General features: G+C 68.0%; 19 protein-coding genes and 1 pseudogene. 12 read left to right on the forward strand and 8 right to left on the reverse strand.

Going from position 1 to position 18826, the window contains the following annotated elements:
- The 4 genes from TX88_RS35310 to TX88_RS23765 all read left to right on the forward strand — a co-directional run.
- A partial coding sequence (locus TX88_RS35310) for a helicase-associated domain-containing protein (protein WP_044520352.1) occupies positions 1 to 893 on the forward strand: 893 nt, incomplete at its 5' end.
- An 85-nt stretch (positions 894 to 978) separates the two neighbouring features.
- Positions 979 to 2409, forward strand: coding sequence for an alpha/beta hydrolase (locus TX88_RS23755; RefSeq protein WP_044520355.1), 1431 nt, complete (start codon positions 979 to 981; stop codon positions 2407 to 2409).
- A 104-nt stretch (positions 2410 to 2513) separates the two neighbouring features.
- The gene (locus TX88_RS23760; protein WP_044520356.1) at positions 2514 to 4163 is read left to right on the forward strand and encodes a DNA repair helicase XPB; all 1650 of its coding nucleotides are present in this window, start codon (positions 2514 to 2516) and stop codon (positions 4161 to 4163) included.
- Positions 4160 to 4510 (forward strand): VOC family protein, encoded by a 351-nt coding sequence (locus TX88_RS23765; protein WP_044520357.1) that lies wholly within the window; start codon positions 4160 to 4162, stop codon positions 4508 to 4510. Before TX88_RS23760 ends, TX88_RS23765 begins: the two co-directional genes overlap by 4 nt.
- Here TX88_RS23765 and TX88_RS23770 read toward each other — a convergent pair.
- Together TX88_RS23770 and TX88_RS23775 are read right to left on the reverse strand one after the other, a co-directional pair.
- Positions 4494 to 6017, reverse strand: a complete 1524-nt coding sequence (locus tag TX88_RS23770; RefSeq protein WP_044520358.1) for a cytochrome P450 — start codon at positions 6015 to 6017, stop codon at positions 4494 to 4496. The genes TX88_RS23765 and TX88_RS23770 overlap by 17 nt on opposite strands.
- A gap of 88 nt (positions 6018 to 6105) precedes the next feature.
- Positions 6106 to 6450: a cupin domain-containing protein gene (locus TX88_RS23775; protein ID WP_044520359.1), complete on the reverse strand. Its 345-nt coding sequence runs from the start codon at positions 6448 to 6450 to the stop codon at positions 6106 to 6108.
- Between the two features lie 143 nt (positions 6451 to 6593).
- On the opposite strand from TX88_RS23775, the gene TX88_RS23780 reads away from it, so the two are divergent.
- Complete coding sequence (locus TX88_RS23780; protein ID WP_044520360.1) at positions 6594 to 7820, forward strand: YbfB/YjiJ family MFS transporter; 1227 nt, start codon at positions 6594 to 6596, stop codon at positions 7818 to 7820.
- Between the two features lie 597 nt (positions 7821 to 8417).
- Here the strand turns inward: TX88_RS23780 and TX88_RS35760 are convergent.
- Positions 8418 to 8588 (reverse strand): annotated as a pseudogene (locus TX88_RS35760) (LysR family transcriptional regulator); the annotation flags it as partial.
- A gap of 126 nt (positions 8589 to 8714) precedes the next feature.
- Between TX88_RS35760 and TX88_RS23790 the strand changes: the two are divergent.
- Complete coding sequence (locus TX88_RS23790; protein WP_044520362.1) at positions 8715 to 9428, forward strand: SDR family NAD(P)-dependent oxidoreductase; 714 nt, start codon at positions 8715 to 8717, stop codon at positions 9426 to 9428.
- On the forward strand, positions 9415 to 9789 hold the full coding sequence (locus TX88_RS23795; protein WP_244438596.1) for an SgcJ/EcaC family oxidoreductase: 375 nt from the start codon (positions 9415 to 9417) through the stop codon (positions 9787 to 9789). The genes TX88_RS23790 and TX88_RS23795 overlap by 14 nt, the downstream gene beginning before the upstream one ends.
- Positions 9790 to 9853: 64 nt before the next feature.
- Here the strand turns inward: TX88_RS23795 and TX88_RS23800 are convergent, their stop codons facing one another.
- Both TX88_RS23800 and TX88_RS23805 read right to left on the reverse strand, forming a co-directional pair.
- Positions 9854 to 10240, reverse strand: coding sequence for a hypothetical protein (locus TX88_RS23800; RefSeq protein ID WP_162563207.1), 387 nt, complete (start codon positions 10238 to 10240; stop codon positions 9854 to 9856).
- A 137-nt stretch (positions 10241 to 10377) separates the two neighbouring features.
- Positions 10378 to 11367 (reverse strand): LLM class F420-dependent oxidoreductase, encoded by a 990-nt coding sequence (locus TX88_RS23805; protein WP_044520367.1) that lies wholly within the window; start codon positions 11365 to 11367, stop codon positions 10378 to 10380.
- A gap of 56 nt (positions 11368 to 11423) precedes the next feature.
- On the opposite strand from TX88_RS23805, the gene TX88_RS23810 reads away from it, so the two are divergent.
- Positions 11424 to 11849 (forward strand): pyridoxamine 5'-phosphate oxidase family protein, encoded by a 426-nt coding sequence (locus TX88_RS23810; RefSeq protein WP_044520368.1) that lies wholly within the window; start codon positions 11424 to 11426, stop codon positions 11847 to 11849.
- 4 nt (positions 11850 to 11853) lie between these two features.
- On the forward strand, positions 11854 to 12450 hold the full coding sequence (locus TX88_RS23815) for a class I SAM-dependent methyltransferase (protein WP_044520370.1): 597 nt from the start codon (positions 11854 to 11856) through the stop codon (positions 12448 to 12450).
- 12 nt (positions 12451 to 12462) lie between these two features.
- Here the strand turns inward: TX88_RS23815 and TX88_RS23820 are convergent, their stop codons facing one another.
- Positions 12463 to 13008, reverse strand: a complete 546-nt coding sequence (locus tag TX88_RS23820) for a TetR/AcrR family transcriptional regulator (RefSeq protein ID WP_044520371.1) — start codon at positions 13006 to 13008, stop codon at positions 12463 to 12465.
- A 76-nt stretch (positions 13009 to 13084) separates the two neighbouring features.
- Here TX88_RS23820 and TX88_RS23825 point away from each other — a divergent pair, with 76 nt between their 5' ends.
- From TX88_RS23825 to TX88_RS23835, 3 genes are read left to right on the forward strand one after another with little or no spacing between them, the layout of a single operon-like run.
- A complete protein-coding gene (locus TX88_RS23825) occupies positions 13085 to 14293 on the forward strand; it encodes an FAD-dependent monooxygenase (RefSeq protein ID WP_044520373.1) in 1209 nt (402 codons plus the stop codon).
- 30 nt (positions 14294 to 14323) lie between these two features.
- Positions 14324 to 14746 carry a PPOX class F420-dependent oxidoreductase gene (locus tag TX88_RS23830; protein ID WP_044520374.1) on the forward strand — a complete coding sequence of 141 codons (423 nt, stop codon included), beginning with the start codon at positions 14324 to 14326 and terminating at the stop codon, positions 14744 to 14746.
- Positions 14747 to 14755: 9 nt separating this feature from the next.
- Positions 14756 to 15202 carry a TIGR03618 family F420-dependent PPOX class oxidoreductase gene (locus TX88_RS23835; protein ID WP_044520375.1) on the forward strand — a complete coding sequence of 149 codons (447 nt, stop codon included), beginning with the start codon at positions 14756 to 14758 and terminating at the stop codon, positions 15200 to 15202.
- A 116-nt stretch (positions 15203 to 15318) separates the two neighbouring features.
- Here TX88_RS23835 and TX88_RS23840 read toward each other — a convergent pair whose 3' ends face one another.
- Both TX88_RS23840 and TX88_RS23845 read right to left on the reverse strand, forming a co-directional pair.
- Complete coding sequence (locus TX88_RS23840; protein WP_044520377.1) at positions 15319 to 17466, reverse strand: 3-hydroxyacyl-CoA dehydrogenase NAD-binding domain-containing protein; 2148 nt, start codon at positions 17464 to 17466, stop codon at positions 15319 to 15321.
- Between the two features lie 15 nt (positions 17467 to 17481).
- Positions 17482 to 18693 carry an acetyl-CoA C-acetyltransferase gene (locus tag TX88_RS23845; RefSeq protein ID WP_044520379.1) on the reverse strand — a complete coding sequence of 404 codons (1212 nt, stop codon included), beginning with the start codon at positions 18691 to 18693 and terminating at the stop codon, positions 17482 to 17484.
- Positions 18694 to 18826 lie beyond the last annotated feature (133 nt).

An 18826-nucleotide genomic window follows, 5' to 3' on the forward strand; every position in this document is an offset into this window, starting at 1 on the left:
CCGACGAGGACGTGCTGGCGGCGATGGCCAAGGCGCTGCCCAAACCGCTCGACCACTTCCTGCTGCAGGCCGACCTGACGGTGATCGTGCCCGGCCCGCTGGAGCGGGATCTGGCCGAGCATCTGGCCGAGGTCGCCACCGTCGAATCGGCGGGCGCGGCGATGGTCTACCGGATCAGCGAACCGTCCATCCGGCGCGCACTCGATGCCGGCCGGACCGCCAGCGAGTTGCACTCCCTGTTCGAGAAACACTCGAAAACCCCGGTGCCGCAAGGGTTGACGTATCTCATCGACGACGTGGCGCGCCGCCACGGCCAACTGCGTGTCGGGATGGCCACGTCGTTCCTGCGGTGTGAGGACCCCGCGCTGCTGGCCCAGGCGGTCGCCTCGCCCGGTGCCGACCGCCTCGAGCTGCGTCTGCTGGCCCCCACCGTGGCGGTATCCCAGGCGCCGATCGCCGACGTGCTCACGGTGCTGCGCGAAGCCGGGTTCGCGCCGGCCGCCGAGGACTCCACGGGCACCGTCGTCGACATCAGGGCCCGCGGCGCGCGTGTCGTCGCACCGACCCGGCGCCGGGTGTACCGCCCGCCCACCGCGCCGACCGCCCAGACCCTCGGCGCGATCGTCGCGGTACTGCGCAAGGTGGCGTCGGGGCCGTTCGCCAGCGTGCGCCTCGACCCGGCCATGGCCATCACCCAGCTGCAGGACGCCGCGATCAACCAGACCTCCGTCGTGATCGGCTACGTCGACCCCGCGGGGGTGGCCACTCAGCGGGTGGTCTCCCCCATCAACGTGCGCGGCGGTCAGTTGACCGCATTCGACCCGGCTGCCGGGCGAGTGCGCGAGTTCGCCATCCACCGCGTCACGTCGGTGGTGTCGGCCGACACCGACTAGCCGCGACACCGCCGCTCCTAGCTCGGGGAAACTGGAAACACAGCCCGCTCACAGAGCCGTTCATGAATATGGCGACGTGACAACGATGTTGACGGCGGCGGATCAGGTGCCTCCGGCGTACCGAGGCGTGTCCCTGCTGCACGGTTGGTTGCCCCCCACGTTGCAGGTGATAGCGGCCGTGGCGTTGATCGCGGCGATCGGCTGGCGCACCCGGCGCTGGCGCCTGATCTGGCTGCCGTGTGCGATCGCGGTCGGACTGGGCCTGGCGGCGTGGGCCCGCTGGTTCATCGATTCGCAGGGCCTGGCGGGCGATCCCGCACCAGCCGAGCTGTGGATATGGATCGGGCTGACCGGATTGGCGGCGGCCGTGCTGGCGCTGGGCTGGCGCGGCAGCCACTGGCGCAGGCGGACCGCCTCGGTGGCCGCGGTCCCGTTGTGCCTGCTGAGCGTCGGCGTGGCGGTCAACCTCTGGGTCGGCTACTTCCCCACGGTCACGGCACTGTGGAACGAGGTGACCGCCGGGCCCCTGCCCGGCGAGACCGATCTGGCCACAGCTCTCGACCAGCGCCAACGAGGTGACGTCCCGTCCCACGGAGAGCTGGTGTCCGTCACGATTCCCGCGGACGAATCCGGCTTCAAACACCGCGACGAACTGGTGTACCTGCCACCGGCCTGGTTCGCCGCATCGGCACCCGAGCTTCCGGTGGTCATGATGATCGCCGGCGAGTTCAACACCCCTGCCGACTGGGCGCGCAGCGGCAACGCGATCGCCACCATCGACGATTTCGCCGCCGGCCACGGCGGCAACACCCCGGTCTTCGTCTTCGTCGACGTGGGCGGCTCCTTCAACAACGACACCGAATGCGTCAACGGGCCGCGCGGCAACGTCGCCGATCACCTCACCAAGGATGTGCCACCCTTTCTGACCAGCACGTTCGGCGTTCGCGACACCGGCTGGGGTGTCGTCGGCTGGTCGATGGGCGGAACGTGTGCGGTGGACCTGACCGTGATGCATCCCGAGCTGTTCAGCAGCTTCGTCGACATCGCCGGCGACACCGGGCCCAACGCCGGCACCAAGGATCAGACCATTGCCAGGCTCTACGGCGGCGATGCCGCGGCCTGGTCCACCTTCGATCCGGCCACCGTGATCGACAAGCACGGCAGGTACCAGGGGGTGTCCGGCTGGTTCGTGATCTCCTCGGACGCCCCGGTCAAGCGCGGGTCGCACCAGGCCAATCCGGACGCGGTCGGCCTCGGCGGGCAGGACGCCGGCGGCAATCCGGGCGACCAGACCGAAGCCGCGCACACCCTGTGCGACCTGGGCCGCAGCCGCGGCATCTCGTGCGCCATCACTGCCCTGCCGGGCAAACACGATTGGCCGTTCGCCGAAGAGGTGCTGACCAAGACGCTGCCCTGGCTGGCCGGCGCCGTCGGAACCCCCGGAGTGCGGCAGGTACCGCTGCCGTCCGGCGGTGCGGCCCGGCCCGCCGCACCCACGGCGGCGGCGCCGCGCTGACCCGGCCACGTGCTCGGAGGCACGGTGCCGAATGCGGATGTCGGCTCATTCGGAATAATGGACGGGATGAGTTTTCCCGCCGTGAGTGAATGGACCCCCCGCACATGACTGACGGCCCCCTGATCGTCCAATCCGACAAGACGGTGCTGCTCGAAGTCGACCATGAGCAGGCCGGGGCGGCCCGCGCCGCCATCGCGCCGTTCGCCGAGCTCGAACGTGCCCCCGAGCACGTGCACACCTACCGCATCACCCCGTTGGCGCTGTGGAACGCCCGCGCCGCCGGCCACGACGCCGAGCAGGTGGTCGATGCGCTGGTCAGCTTCTCGCGCTACCCGGTACCGCAGCCGCTGCTGGTCGACATCGTCGACACGATGGCCCGCTACGGGCGGCTGCAGTTGGTGAAGAGTCCTGTGCACGGCCTGGTCCTGGTGAGCCTGGATCGCGCCGTGCTCACGGAGGTGCTGCGACACAAGAAGATCGCCCCGATGCTGGGCGCGCGCATCGACGACGACACCGTGATCGTGCATGCCAGCGACCGTGGCCACATCAAGCAGATGCTGCTCAAGATCGGCTGGCCGGCCGAGGACCTGGCCGGTTACGTCGACGGCGAGGCCCATCCGATCGAGCTGGCCCAGGACGGCTGGGCGCTGCGCGACTACCAGGAAATGGCCACCGACTCGTTCTGGGCGGGCGGCTCCGGTGTGGTGGTACTGCCCTGCGGCGCCGGTAAGACCCTGGTCGGGGCCGCGGCGATGGCCAAGGCCGGCGCGACGACACTGATCCTGGTCACCAACACCGTGGCCGGGCGACAGTGGAAGCGCGAACTGGTGGCCCGCACCTCGCTGACCGAGGACGAGATCGGCGAGTACTCGGGCGAGAAGAAGGAGATCCGGCCGGTCACCATCGCGACTTACCAGGTGATCACCCGCCGCACCAAGGGCGAATACAAGCATCTGGAGCTGTTCGACAGCCGCGACTGGGGCCTGATCATCTACGACGAGGTTCACCTGCTGCCGGCACCGGTGTTCCGGATGACCGCCGATCTGCAGTCCCGGCGGCGGCTGGGCCTGACGGCGACCCTGATTCGCGAGGACGGCCGCGAGGGTGACGTCTTCTCGCTGATCGGCCCGAAGCGCTACGACGCGCCGTGGAAGGACATCGAGGCCCAGGGCTGGATCGCTCCCGCCGAGTGCATCGAGGTGCGGGTGACGATGACCGACAACGAGCGGATGCTCTACGCCACCGCCGAACCCGAGGAACGCTACAAGCTGTGCTCGACGGTGCACACCAAGATCGCGGTGGTCCGCTCGATCCTGGCGCGCCACCCCGGCGAGCCGACTCTGGTGATCGGCGCCTACCTGGATCAGCTGGAGGAACTGGGCCAGGAACTGGACGCCCCGGTGATCCAGGGGTCGACGAAGAACTCCGAGCGCGAGGCCCTGTTCGACGCGTTCCGGCGCGGCGAGATCTCCACGCTGGTGGTCAGCAAGGTCGCCAACTTCTCCATCGACCTACCGGAAGCGTCTGTCGCGGTTCAGGTTTCAGGCACTTTCGGCTCCCGCCAGGAAGAGGCGCAGCGTTTGGGCCGGCTGCTGCGGCCCAAGGCCGGCGGCGGCGGTGCGGTGTTCTACTCCGTGGTCTCGCGTGATTCGTTGGACGCCGAGTACGCGGCCCACCGGCAGCGCTTCCTGGCCGAGCAGGGCTACGGCTACGTCATCAAGGACGCCGACGACCTGCTTGGCCCCGCGATATGACGGTGCGGCGGGTGATGCCCGTGCTCACGGTGTCCGACGCCGCGGCCACCGCCGCCGCGTACACCCGGACGCTCGGGTTGGCCGAGGTGATGAACCACGGCTGGATCATCACGCTGGCCGATGCGGAGCGCCGCCATCAGGTGAGTCTGATGACGAAGGACGCCACCGCCCCGGTGAATCCGTCGGTCTCGATCGAGGTCGACGACGTCGACGCCGCGTATACGTCTGCCGTCGAGGCGGGGCTGGAAATCGTGCATCCCCTGACCGACGAGGACTGGGGTGTGCGTCGATTCTTCTTCGCCGATCAGTCAGGCAACGTCGTCAACGTGCTCAGCCACCGCGGATAGCCCGCTTACGCACCGTCATCAGCAATTCACCGTCCGGGCCTCCGGTGAAGGTGAGCTCGCGGCGTAGCCGTTGACCCGGCACGAGGTCGAGCTCGAAACGCTGTGCGAGCGTGGCGATCACCAACGTGGCTTCGAAGCTGGCGAAACCTGAGGCGACGCACATCCGCCGGCCCGCCCCAAACGGCATCTGGGCGCGACGCTGCGGTCCGTCGAGGTTCTCCTTCAGGAACCTCTCCGGGTCGTAGCTGTCGGCGTTCTCCCACACCCGCTCGTTGTGGTGCACGCTGTGCGTGAGGATGGCGACGCTGGTGCCGGCCTTGATCGGGTAATCACCCAGCACGTCATCGGATTTCGCCACCCGAGCCACACCCATGATGGGCGGGTAGACGCGCATAGCCTCGGCCACCACGGCCTGCGTCCACGGCAGGTTCTCGACGTCGTCCGCGGTAGGTTCCCGACCGCCGAGCACATCGTCGAGTTCACGCCCGAGCCGGTCGCGCGCATCCGGGTTCTGCGACAGCAGGTACCAGGTCCACGCCAGCGCCGCCGCGGTGGTTTCGAAGCCCGCGCCGAGGAACGTCATGACCTCGTCGCGGATCTCCAGATCGCTGTAGCGGTAACCGGTTTCGGGGTCCTCGGCTGCGATCAACAGGGCCAGCAGATTATCGGTGCGCTCGATCTTGCCGCTGCGGTGGTCGGCGATGAGCTGGTCGATGAACCGTTCGATGCGCCGCAGTCCGCGCCGTGCCCGGGGCGCCACCAGCCACGCTCCGCGCCGCAACGCGTTGATCGAGAACCGCGGCGACGAAAACCCCTCGGCGATCCGGCGCAGCGGCCGGGCCGCCCCGAGAAGGAACCCGTAGCCGAAAAGCGTCAACAGACGGGCGAAGTCGGTGCGCATCTGCTCGGCGAGCCGGCCGTTGAGCTCGATGCCGAACATCGTGCGGGCGATGATGTCCAGGGTCACGTAGTTCATCTCGGCGGCGATGTCCACCGGTTGGCCGGCGGCCAGGTTCGCCTCCCAGCGCCGGGCGGCGGCCACACTGGCCTCGGTCATCTGCGGCGCGAACGCATCCACCTGCCGCTTGGCGAAGATCGGCTGGACCAGACGCCGGTTGCGTTGCCACAGTTCATCATTGAGATCGGTGACCAGGCCCCGCCCGAACGCCACAGCCAGCAGGTCGTACTCGGCATTCTTGGCGTAGTTGTCCTGATTGGACACCAGCACGTGACGGGCGATGTCGGGATTACGCACCACCACGAACTTGGCCAGCGGCGTGCGGGCGACGACGATGTCGTCCTGGCCCGGCAGTTCGGTGGCGTACTCGTAGATGGTGTGCCGGTAGCCGGCCCGGATCGCCTTGAGGGCCAGCCACCACGATTTGAGGTACCCGACCTCGGTGTGCTGCCAGCGCACCGGCGTGGGTGCCCAGCGCGGCGGGTGCAGTGCCCCGTTCCCGCGAACTGGGCACGTGCTGCCTGCGGTTTGCGCGCTGGGCACGGTCATCCGGCCACCTCCCCATGAGCGCCGGGAAGCCGACCCGGACTCGGGGTATACAGTACCGGCGGTATCAGGTTAATGCCAGGGTCAACCTCTAGGTGTGCGGCCCCATGGCCTTGACCACGGTCAGGAGCACCACCGAATCCGCGAGTGCCTGCAGGCTGTGCCGCGTCCGCGGGATCACGATGTGATCGCCGGGCGAACCTTCCCAGCTCGCTTCGGAATTGGCCAGCTTCACCCTGCCCTCGATCACCTGCAGCGTGGCTTCACCCGGGCTCTCATGCTCGTCGAGCCCGCTTCCCTCGGTCAGTGCGATCAGGGTCTGGCGCAGCTGGTGCTCATGGCCGCCGTAGACCGTGTGGGCACTGCGCCCGCTGCTGGCCGCGCGGGCTGAGGCCAACTGCTGACGGGCAATCGCGGTGAGCGAGATCTTCTCCATACCCACAGATCGTGCCACCTCCCGTCGACGAACCGTGAGCGATACGGACAGAACGCCACAGCGCTCCGGTGAGAGCCACCGCCTTCCAGCTGTGAGTCTTTCGGTCGTGGCGATATCGGATCCGCACACCCCACGATGGGCCGATGCGCACACACGGACACGTGGCCCGAACCGCGGCGGCACTGGCCTCGGCGATGGGTATCGGCCGCTTCGTCTATACGCCGATCCTGCCGCTGATGTCGGCGCAGGCCGGTCTCACCGCCCACGATGCCGCCGTGCTCGCCACGGCGAACTATGTGGGTTATCTCGCCGGGGCCCTGGCGGGTTCGATCTGGCCGCGACTGGCCCGCTCGATCACGGTGTGCCGCGTGTGCCTGCCGGTGATGGCGGCCAGCCTGGCCGCGATGCCGTTGTCCACGAACACATTCGAATGGGCCGTGCTGCGCGGCGTGGCCGGGTTCACCAGTGCGCTGGTCTTCGTGATCGCCGTCAACACCATGCTGGAGCACCTGCACGGGCATCCCGCGCACCTGGCCGGCTGGGGATTCGGCGGGGTGGGTGCGGGCATCGCACTGTCGGCACTGCTGGTGCTGGCCACCGGTGACTGGAAGGCGGCCTGGTGGGCCGCGGCCGCGGTGGCCGCCCTGCTGGGTGTCGGCGCCTGGTCGATGCCTGCCGCCCCGCACGGCACCGCGACCGCACCGGCCGGTGATACCCGGCCCGCCCACGGCCCGTTCACCTTGCTGCTGACCAGCTACACCCTCGAAGGAATCGGCTACATCATCGCCGGCACCTTCCTGGTGGCAGCGGTCGCCCAGGGAACACCGGCGTGGCTGGGCGGGAGCACGTGGCTGGTCGTCGGCCTCGCCACCGTGCCCTCGGCAGCGCTGTGGGCGGCGCTGAGCAGCCGGTGGTCGCACCCGGTGCTGCTCGTGGCGGCGCTGGCACTGCAGGCCGTCGGGATCGCCGTGGCCGGCATGGTCGGCGGGGTCACCGCCGCACTGGTGGGCGCGGTGCTCTTCGGCGGAACCTTCATCGGTGTCAGCACACTGGCCCTGGCGGCGGGGCGGCTGCTGCGGTATCCGCGTGCCGTCGCGCTGCTCACCACCGGGTACTCGGTGGGCCAGATCCTCGGACCGCTCGTGGTTGCGCCGCTGCTGCACCGCGGTTTCGCGCCCGCGCTGCTGGTGGGCGCGCTCGTGGTGTCAGCCGCCGCGGTGGTGTCCGGGGTGATGCGGATCGTCGTCCGGCACCCAGACATCGGGGGCGTTCAGCCCGAGATCACCTATGCCGCGAGTGAACTCGTCGACCACGGCCAGGACGGCCGGACTGGTCTCGTCGCGACGCCACACCAACGACCACGTCCATAACGGCGCCGGAGTCACCACCGGGCGACGCACCAGGCCCGCGGGCAATGACGCGCCCTGCCCTTTGGGGTTGTTGAGGACGGGCCGGCGCAGCCGTCGGACATGCTCGAAAAACGTGGGACCGGTGACGCCGCCGTCGTCAGTGCGCATCACCGGCGCCCCGACGGCCGCGGCGAACAGTTCGCCGTAGCGATTCCACGACGACCAACTCGCCGCATCGTTGTCGACCAGCACCGTGGTGTCGCGCGCACTGACCGGGGATTCGTCGGTGCCGGTGCTTAAGGCGTACAACCGGTCCACCCCAATCAGCCTGGCCTGCAACGACAGTGACTCCAGGTCGGCGTTCTGAACCCAGCAGATCGCCAGATCGAGGCTGCCCTCGGCGACCCGGGCAGCCTGCGCGTGCGACGGCATCACCCAGGTGTCCACCCGCACCTGGGCCACCCCCGAGGCCCGCTCGGCCCAATCGGTCGGGCACCAGTTCACATACCCGATCCGGACCGGCTCCGACACCGCCAGACCTTGTGCGCGCCTGCGCAGTTCATCGGCCGCCTGGACCAGGGCCCGCGCCTCGGGCAGCAGCGCGGTGCCCGCCTGGGTCAGCGCCACCGAACGCCGGTCCCGGTCGAACAGGGTGACCTTGAGGTCGCGTTCCAATGCCTTTATCTGCTGGGACAGCGACGGCCCCGCGATACGCAGGCGCTCGGCTGCCCGGCCGAAGTTCAGCTCCTCGGCGACGGTGACGAAATAGCGCAGCTGACGTAGCTCCACGGTTCGAGCGTAGTAGGCGCAGCCTCTCAGCAGAGAGCCAACAGGTCCCGCCGAACGGACATGACATCGCCCGCGACCACGTTGAGCTGTGCATCAGACCAGACCCGAGAAAAGGGAGACCACCCCATGAGCACCACACCACACGTCGCAGTCATCACCGGCGCCTCCCAGGGCATCGGCGAGGCCCTGGTCGCGGGCTACCGCAAGCTGGGCTACGCCGTCGTCGCCAACTCCCGAAACATCGGCGAGAGCGACGATCCGATGGTGCTGGCCGTGCCCGGCGACATCGGGCAGCCCGGCGTGGGCAAGCAACTGATCGACGCCGCCGTCGAGCGCTTCGGCCGCGTCGACACCATCGTGAACAACGCAGGCATCTTCGTCGCCAAGCCCTTCACCGAATACACCGACGCGGACTACGACGCCGTCACCGGAGTCAACCAGCGCGGCTTCTTCGAACTGACCCGCGCCGGGATCGCCGCGATCGAATCCCACGGCGAAGGCGGCCATGTGGTCACCATCTCCACGAGCCTCGTCGACCACGCCAACTCCCAGGTGCCCTCGGTGCTGGCGTCGCTGACCAAGGGCGGTCTCAACGCGGCGACGAAGGCGCTGGCCATCGAGTACGCGTCGCGGGGTATCCGGTCCAACGCCGTCGCGCTGGGCACCATCCGCACCCCGATGCACGCGCCCGAGAACCACGAATTCCTGTCGGCGCTGCATCCGGTAGGTCACATGGGCGACATCGACGACGTGGTCGACGCAGTGCTGTACTTGGAACGCGCCGGATTCGTGACCGGCGAGATCCTGCATGTGGACGGAGGCCAAAGTGCCGGGCATTGAGGAAAACACGGCGGAGATCCTCCGATACGTACTCGACGAGTGGCGCGCCGGCATCGCGGCCCACGATCCCCGGCGAGTGGCCGCGGTGTTCACCGAGGACGCGATCTTCCAGGGGCTGCGTCCCTACAGCGTCGGCCGGCCGGGGGTGTTCGACTACTACGAGTCGCAGCCCGTCGGCCTGACCGTCGACTACCGGATCAACGAGACCCGCCGGCCTGCCGAGAACGTCGTGCTCGGCTACCTGCGCGCGGACTTCACGCGTCCCGACGGCACGGGGATCCCGCTGAACCTCAGCGTTTTGGTCACCCGTGACGACGACTGGCGCATCGCCCACTATCAGGTGTCGGCCGTGCCCGACTGAGGGACTCCCGGCACCACCGACGGCCCCGCTCGGGCATCACCACGATGCCCGAGCGGGCCGGAGTTCAAATCACCCGGAGTGAATCTCCGTCGTAGCCGAACCGGGACCGCAATTGCACCAGCAGACGCTCGGCCTCGGCGATCCTCGCGTGCAGGCGGACAAGCGCTTCCGGCATCGGGGCGTCGGCCACCCGGCTGCGTTCCCGAAGGCGTCGCCACCGCAGCTCGGTGGCCGCGAGAAGGTCCCGCAGCTCGGCGATTTCGCCGACCAGAATGTCCTCGAACAGCCGCGATTGGGCGATGTCAGCGCTGTGCACGGGCCTGGAACAGTCGATCGCGGCGGCCGCGCGAGAAACCATGCGCGGCAGGGGGTTGAGCACCGCGGCCACATCGGCCCCGACTGTCGGGGCAGAGACGTTTCCGCTCCCGAATTCCCGTGATATCAGCGTCACGTGGGGATCATGGAGCACCCACCCGACTCCCAGCGACAACACAGACGTAACCCGAGATGCCACCTCTGGTCATCTACCGGTCACCGGATGTACGTTTGACGGCCTTTGCGCACGGACGACGTCCGCGGTCGGTCCACCTAGCTCAGCGCCGGGATGACCTTCTGCTCGAACAGTTCGATCCCGGACCGGTCGTAGGCGGCCTCCGGGAAGTACAGGATCGCGTACTCGCAACCGAGGTCGCGCATCCGCTGCAGCTTCTCGATCACCTGCTCGGGTGTGCCGCTCGCCGATTCGGGCGCGGTGGCGTTGGCGAGCATGGCGTCGACGGAAGCCTCCCCTGCCACCGGCGCCTGCCGCGCCCGCAACCGCGCGACACGGTCGGCGACATCGGCCTCGGAGTCGCCGATGACGGCGTTGAAGTTGGCCGATCGCACGATCGCGTCATAGTCGGTTCCGACGTCGCGGCAATGGTCGGCCAGCACCTGGGACTTGTGGGCGAAGCCCTCGGGTTCGGAGGTGAAGTTGGTGTACTGCGCATACTTGGCCGCGATGCGCAGCGTCACCTTCTCTCCGCCGCCGGCGATCCACATCGGGATGCCACTGTCCTGCAAAGGCTTCGGAGCGACGATCGCGCCGTCGACCTGGTAGTGCTTGCCGTCGAAGCTGACCCGCCCGTCGCGCCAGGCGTCCCGCATGATCTGGACGCCCTCGTCGAGGCGGCCCAGCCGCACCCCGGCCGACGGGAAGCCGTAGCCGTAGGCCCGCCATTCGTGCTCGTACCAGCCGCCGCCGATGCCCATCTGCACGCGGCCGCCCGAGATGATGTCGGTGGTGGCAGCGATCTTGGCCAGGTAGACCGGATTGCGGTAGCTCATCGCGGTGCACATCTGGCCGAGCTTGATCCGCGACGTCGTCGCGGCATAGGCCGACATCAGCGTCCAGGCCTCGTGGGTGGCCTCGTCGGTGGGGACCGGCACGGTGTGGAAGTGGTCGTAGACCCACAGCGAGTCCCAGCTGCCTGCGTCGGCGTAGGCAGCCAGGTCACGCATCACCGGCCAGTGGTTCTCGGTGGGAATGTCGACGAGGTCAAGGCGCCAGCCCTGCGGGATGAAGAGTCCGAAGCGCATGGACCCCGACTCTACGACGCCGACGTGTGTCGTGGCACGAGGCTAGCCTGAGTTTTATGGCCCTTTCCAAGGAAGAACGCGAACAGTTTCTTGCCGAGCCGCACATCGCCGCCCTGTCGGTGTACGCAGGCGACAAGCGCGGCCCGTTGACCGTCCCCATCTGGTACCAGTACACCCCCGGTGGGGAGCCGTGGGTGCTGACCGGGGTGGGATCACGCAAGCACCGGCTGATCGAGGCGGCCGGACACGTGACGCTGATGGTCGAGCAGCTGGAGCCGACGGTGCGCTACGTGGCCGTCGACGGTGCGGTCTCCCGCATCGAACCGGGCACCGACGAGCAGCTCGTCGAGATGACCAAGCGCTACCTGGCTCCCGAGAAGGTGGAGCCGTATCTGGAGTTCGCCCGCCGTGAGCACGGTGAGAGCGTCGCGGTGTTCCTCAAGCCCGAGCACTGGCTGTCCTCAGACCTGGGGTCGCTGTGACGCCATGAGCTCGCGCCAACGGCTGTTCCGGTGGCTCTACCGGCTCGGGTTCACGCCCTGGGACGGCCACCCGTTGGCGCACAGTCTCACCAAGCTCGTCGAAGGCACCACCCACCCGTTGTCACCACCCGGGACCGCGCTCGATCTGGGCTGCGGGACCGGGGACAACGCGGTGTACCTGGCCCGGCACGGTTGGCGGGTCACCGGTGTGGACTATGTGGTCAAACCGCTGAAGAAGGCTCGTGCCAAAGCCGGCGGGTTGCCCGTCATCTTCGTCAAAGCCGATGTGACACAACTGAGTTCATCTGGCATCGGGGCAGGATTCCAGCTGATCATCGACAGTGGTTGTCTGCACGGCATGAGTGCCGCCGACCGCGACGCCTACGTACGGGAAGTCAGCGCGGTGGCCGCGCCCGGTGCGCAACTGCTGATCGTGGCCTTCATCCCGGGAGCGTCGATGGGCGTACCCGGCATCGGGTTCGAGGAAGTCCAACGCCGATTCAAGGACGGCTGGACATTGCTCTCCAGCGGAGATGAGCCCGCGATGGATCAGAACGGCACCAGCCGGGCGCGGCATTATCTGTTCGCACATTCAGCCTGACCCTCGGCCGATTCAGAACCCCAACGCAGCCATCGCGCCATCCACGGTCGCGGTACGCAACTGCTCATAGGGCACATCGGGGAACTGCAGGCAGCAGTCCTGCAGGCCACCGAACGCGATGACCGCGCGGGTGGACTGTTCGAGCGTCGGGCGCCGGCCGAACACCAGCACACCCAGCCTGGCCCGCCAGGCCAGCAGTTGGTCGATCAGCCCGAGATCGGCCAGGGTGGTCAGCTCGGAGACGATCAGCACGAGGTCGGCCAGGTGCCGGTAGTGGAAGTCGAAGTAGCCCTCGAGGAGCTCCCGCGGCGATGCCCGGGCGGCGCCCCGCTTGCCTTCCTGCTCGGCGATGAAGGCCTCACCCTCGTCGATCAGCGGTTGCACGATGCTGCGGACGAGGTCCTCACGGGACCGGAAGTGGTAGTACAACGCGGGTTTGGTGATGCCGAGGCGGTCGGCGATGTCCTGCAGGCTCGTGCGCACAACGCCCTTCTCGGTGAACAGCTCGCGCGCCACATCCAGGATGCGTTGCCGGGTATCCAGTGCAGGCTTGGCCACGTAGCCACCCTAACTTACTTAACGATAGGTAAGCTCACGACGGAAGCACTTACCGACCGTTAAGTAAGGGGGCATCGTGAAGGTACTCATCTCCGGCGCCAGCATCGCCGGGCCCGTACTCGCCTACTGGCTGTCTCGACACGGAGTCGACGTCACCGTGGTCGAACGCTCACCCGCACTGCGCAAGACCGGCGGTCACGCCGTCGACCTGTTCCGCCCCGCAATGGAGATCTCCGAACGCATGGGCGTGCTGTCCGAGATCCAGGCGCACGCCACCGGGACCACCCAGATGATCGTCCATCGACCCGGCGCGTCGCGCCCGACCCGCCTGGACTACGTCAAGATCATGGGGGCCATGTCCGACCGGCACGTCGAGATCATGCGGGACGACCTCAGCGAGATCTATTTCCAGGCCGGACGTGACGACGTCGAGTATCTCTTCGGCGACACCATCACCTCCATCTCGCCCGACGGGGACGTGACCTTCGAGCACAACCCACCCCGGCGCTTCGACGTGGTGGTGGGAGCCGACGGGCTGCACTCGGGTGTGCGCCGTCTGACGTTCGGCGACAACGTTTCCGAGAGCTTCCTCGGCGGATATCTCGCGGTGGTTTCGGTGCCCAAGGACATGGCCCGTGACGGCGAGATGACCGGCTACTTCAAACCCGGGCACATGGCCGGGATCTACACCGCCGACCATCTCGACGACGCCCGCGCGGTGTACATCTTCCGCCCTGGCCGACCGCTGGACTACGACTACCGCGATGCGGAGCGCCAAAAGGCGCAACTGCGCGCCGCGTTCGAGCACATGAGCCCCGAGGTGGACCGCTGGCTCGACGAGGTGCCGCGGACGCCGACGTTCTACTTCGACGCCATCACGCAGCTGGAGATGACGACGTGGTCGCGTGGCCGGGTGACGCTGGTCGGGGATGCGGGCTACTGCCCCGGGCCCGCCGTCGGCGGCAGCACCAGCCTGGCGGTATACGGCGCCTACGTCCTGGCCGCCGAGATGGTGCGGGCGGGTGACGATTACGCCGCGGCGTTCGCGGCCTATGAACGCACGATGCTCGCGCCGGTTGTCGGCAGCCGGAAACTGGCCCGCGTGAACGCGAAAACCGTGGTGCCCACCAGTGGTTGGGGCATCCGCGCACTCGTGGGCGTGGGACAGGTGGTCTCGCTGCTGCCACTGGGCCTGGTCCAGTCGCTCGCCCGGCTCAACACCAAGGGCGTGCGGCTCTACGACACCATGCCGCTGCCCAATTGGCCGGCGTCGCTGACGGGGTGAGCGGGCACGGGCGCGGCGTAGCGTGGCCACATGGGCGAACTCTCCGATGACGTGATCGCGTTCCTGTCCGAAGGCACCCGCACCGCGGTGCTGGGTTGGGTTGCGGCTGACGGCCGACCGTTGGCGGCGCCCGTGTGGTTCGTGGTCGACGACGGCGCGCTGGTCTTCAACACCGGCAAGGACACCGCCAAGGGCCGCGCGCTGGCCCGCGATCCGCGCGTGGTGCTGTGCGTCGACGATTCCAACCCGCCGTATGGGTTCGTCCAGATCCAGGGCGTGGCGTCGATCAGCGAGGATCCCGGCGAGCTTCTCGACATCGCCACCCGCACCGGCGGCCGCTACATGGGCGCCGACCGCGCCAAGGAATTCGGCCGGCGCAACGGGGTGCCGGGTGAACTCGTGGTGCGGGTCAAACCGACGAAGATCCACGCCGCATTCGACGTGGCGGATTGAGGGGCAGTCATGACCGAGGTTTCCGCCTTCGCCGACATGCTGTCCCGTGATCACGGGCTCTGTGTGCTGAGCACCCTGCGCGGTGACGGCAGCATCCAGTCCTCGGTGGTGAACGCCGGGGTGATGGCGCACCCGCGCACCGGTGAACCCGTCGTCGCCCTCGTGGCGATCGGCGGCGCCCGAAAGCTGCGGCACCTGCGCGCCGATCCGCGGGCCACCGTTGTCGCCCGGGCCGGCTGGCAATGGGTGACCGTCGAGGGCACTGCCGAGATCATCGGGCCCGACGATCCGAGCCCTGACACCGACGCCGAGAAGTTACGGCTGCTCCTGCGCGCCGTCTTCGAGGCGGCCGGCGGCACCCACGACGATTGGGACACCTATGACCGCGTCATGCGTGAGGAACGCCGCGCCGCGGTCCTGATCACGCCGGTGCGGGAGTACTCGAACCCCGGCTGAGATCGAGATTGCACACAGGGTCGTGAAATCGCGAGATCAACAGCCCTGAGCGCAATCTCGATGCCCGCGCACGCAAAAGCCCCCGACTTGCGCCGGGGGCTTTTGACGTTTGGTGCTTAGCTCTCGAGCGAGGCCGGAGGCAGGAAGCGGTCGCCGTAGCGGGCGGCCAGCTCCTTGGCGCGGGCGACGAACGCCGCCTTGCCGACGCCACCGGGGCCCTCGTAGCCGACGATGAACTGGGCCGAACCACCGGTGTACGGCGGGAAGCCGATACCCATGATCGAGCCGATGTTCGCGTCAGCGGTCGAGGTGAGCACGCCCTCGTCGATGCACTTCTGGGTCTCCAGCGCCTCGGCGAACAGCATGCGGTCGATCATGTCCTGCAGCGGCGGGGTCGAGGACCCGGAGTTGAACGTCTCCGTCAGGCCGGGCCACAGCTGGGTCCGCTTGCCGTCGACGTACTCGTAGAAGCCGGCACCCTTCAGGCGCGACGGGCGACCGAGCTCGATCATCTTCTCCACGACGGCCTCGGCCGGGTGCGCCACGTAGGTGCCGCCCTCGTCCTCGACGCCCTTACGGGACGCCGTGGCGATCTTGTGCATGAGCTCCAGGTTGAGCTCATCCGACAGCTGCAGCGGCGCGGCCGGGTAACCGGCCTGCGAACCCGCCTGCTCGATCGACGCGGGCGCGACGCCCTCGCCCAGCATGGCCAGCGCCTCGTTGACGAAGGTGCCGATCACGCGCGAGGTGAAGAAGCCGCGGCTGTCGTTGACCACGATCGGGGTCTTGCGGATGGCCAGCGTGTAGTCGAACACGCGGGCCAGGGCCTCGTCAGAGGTCTTCTCGCCCTTGATGATCTCCACCAGCGGCATCTTGTCGACGGGTGAGAAGAAGTGGATACCGATGAAGTCCTCCTGGCGCTTCACGCCGGTCGCCAGACCGGTGATCGGCAGCGTGGAGGTGTTCGAGCCGAGCAGCGCGTTGGGCTCGACGATGTCCTCGATCTCCTGGAACACCTTGTGCTTGAGTTCCTGGTTCTCGAACACGGCCTCGATCACGAAGTCGACGCCCTTGAGATCCTGCGGATCGGCGGTCGGGGTGATCTTGGCGAGCAGCGCCGCGGACTTCTCTTCGGTGGTCTTGCCACGCTTGAGCGCCTTGGCCTCGATGCCCTCCGAGTACGCCTTGCCCTTGTCAGCGGCTTCCTGCGTGACGTCCTTGAGCACGACGTCGTAGCCGGCCTTGGCCGACACGTAGGCGATACCGGCGCCCATCATGCCCGCGCCCAGCACACCGATCTTCTTGATCTCCTGCTTGGCGATGCCCTCGGGACGCGAGGCGCCGCCGTTGATGGCCTGCAGGTCCAGGAAGAACGCCTGAATCATGTTCTTGGCGGTCTGGCCGGTGACCAGCGAGACGAAGTAACGGCTCTCGATGCGGCTGGCGGTGTCGAAGTCGACCTGCGCGCCCTCGACAGCGGCGTCCAGGATGGCCCGCGGTGCGGGCATCGGCGCGCCCTTGAGCTGCTTCTTGAGCAGCGCCGGGAAGGACGGCAGGATCGCGGCGAGCGCCGGGCTGGACGGGGTGCCGCCGGGGATCTTGTATCCCTTGACGTCCCACGGCTGGGTGTGAGCCTCGGGGTTGGCCTTGATCCACGCCTTGGCGGCCGGGATCAGCTCGTCGACCGAACCGACGAGCTCGTCGACCAGACCGGTCTCCTTGGCCTTGGTGGGGTTGAAGCGGGTGCCCTGCGAGAGGACCTCCATGAAGGCCTTCTGGATACCGAACATGCGCACGGTGCGGGCCACGCCGCCACCGCCGGGCAGCAGGCCCAGGGTGACCTCGGGCAGACCGATCTGGCTGCCCTTGACGTCGGCGGCGATGCGGTGGTTGGTGGCCAGCGCGATCTCCAGGCCACCGCCGAGCGCGGCGCCGTTGATGGCGGCCACGACGGGCTTGGGCAGGGTCTCCAGCTTGCGCAGGTCGGCCTTGATGGTCTCGACCATCTCGAACGCCTCAGCGGCGTCGTCCGGACCGATGTTCATCATGCCCTTGAGGTCGCCACCGGCGAAGAAGGTCTTCTTCGCGCTGGTGATGACCACACCGGTGATCGAATCCTGCTCAGCTACAAGCTTTTCCACGGCATTGTGCATGGATTCCTTGTAGTGCTCGTTCATCACGTTGGCCGAACCGGTCGGGTCGTCCAGCGTCAGGGTGACGATGCCATCGGCATCCTTGTCCCACTGAATGGTGTTCTCAGCCATTGGTTCTCAGCCCTCTCAGACGCGCTCGATGATGGTGGCCACGCCCATGCCGCCGCCGATACACAGCGTGATCAGGGCACGCCGAGCGCCACGACGCTCGAGCTCGTCGACCATGGTTCCGGTGATCATGGCGCCGGTGGCGCCCAGCGGGTGGCCCATAGCGATGGCGCCACCGTTGACGTTGAGCTTCTCGTCCGGGATGTTGAGGTCCTTCTGGAACTTCAGGACGACGGAGGCGAAGGCCTCGTTGAGCTCGAACAGGTCGATGTCATCGACGGTCAGACCGGCACGATCCAGCACCTTCTGGGTGGCCGGGGTGGGGCCGGTGAGCATGATGACCGGGTCGGCGCCGCTGGTGGCGGTGGCCACGACGCGGGCCCGCGGGGTCAGGCCCTGGCTCTGGCCCGCCTTCTCGCTACCGATCAGCACCAGGCCGGCACCGTCGACGATGCCCGAGCTGTTGCCACCGGTGTGGACGTGGTTGATCTTCTCGACGTAGTGGTACTTCTGCAGCGCCACGTCGTCGAAGCCGCCCATCGCGCCGAGGCCCTCGAACGCGGACTTCAGCTTGCCCAGGTCAGCCGCGGTGGTGCCGGGACGCATGTGCTCGTCGTGGTCCAGGACGACGAGGCCGTTCTGATCCTTGACCGGGACGACCGACTTGGCGAAGTAGCCGCCGGACCAGGCCGCCGCCGCGCGCTCCTGCGACCGCGCCGCGTAGGCGTCGACGTCGTCGCGGGAGAAGCCCTCGATGGTGGCGATCAGGTCGGCGCCGATGCCCTGCGGGACGAAGCCGATGCGGTAGTTGGTCTCCGGGTCAGACGCCCAGGCGCCGCCGTCGGAGCCCATCGGGACGCGGCTCATCGACTCGACACCGCCGGCCAGCACCAGGTCGTCCCAGCCGGAACGAACCTTCTGGGCGGCCAGGTTGACGGCCTCCAGGCCCGACGCGCAGAAGCGGTTGAGCTGGAAACCACCGGTGGTCTCGGGCAGCTTGGCCACCAGTCCGGCGGTACGGGCGATATCGCCACCCTGGTCGCCGACCGGGGACACCACGCCCAGGATGACGTCGCTGATCAGCGTCTCGTCCAGGTCGGGGTAACGGCTGCGGATCTCCTCGATCAGACCGACAACCAGGTTGACCGGCTTGATCTCGTTGAGTGCGCCGCCGCGCTGCTTGCCACGGGGCGTACGGATCGCCTCGTAGATGAAGGCTTCTTCGGACATGTCTGCTCCCCTGCCGTATCGGCGTCCAGGTTCAGGTTGGGTTGTGGAACCGCCCAGCGAATGTGGGCAGCACGCTGACCGCAGCCTAACAGGCTCGCCCAACCCGTTGGTTGGGCCTGTGCTCAGCATCATC

The organism is Mycolicibacterium septicum DSM 44393, assembly GCF_000455325.1.
Classification (GTDB): Bacteria; Actinomycetota; Actinomycetes; order Mycobacteriales; family Mycobacteriaceae; genus Mycobacterium; species Mycobacterium septicum.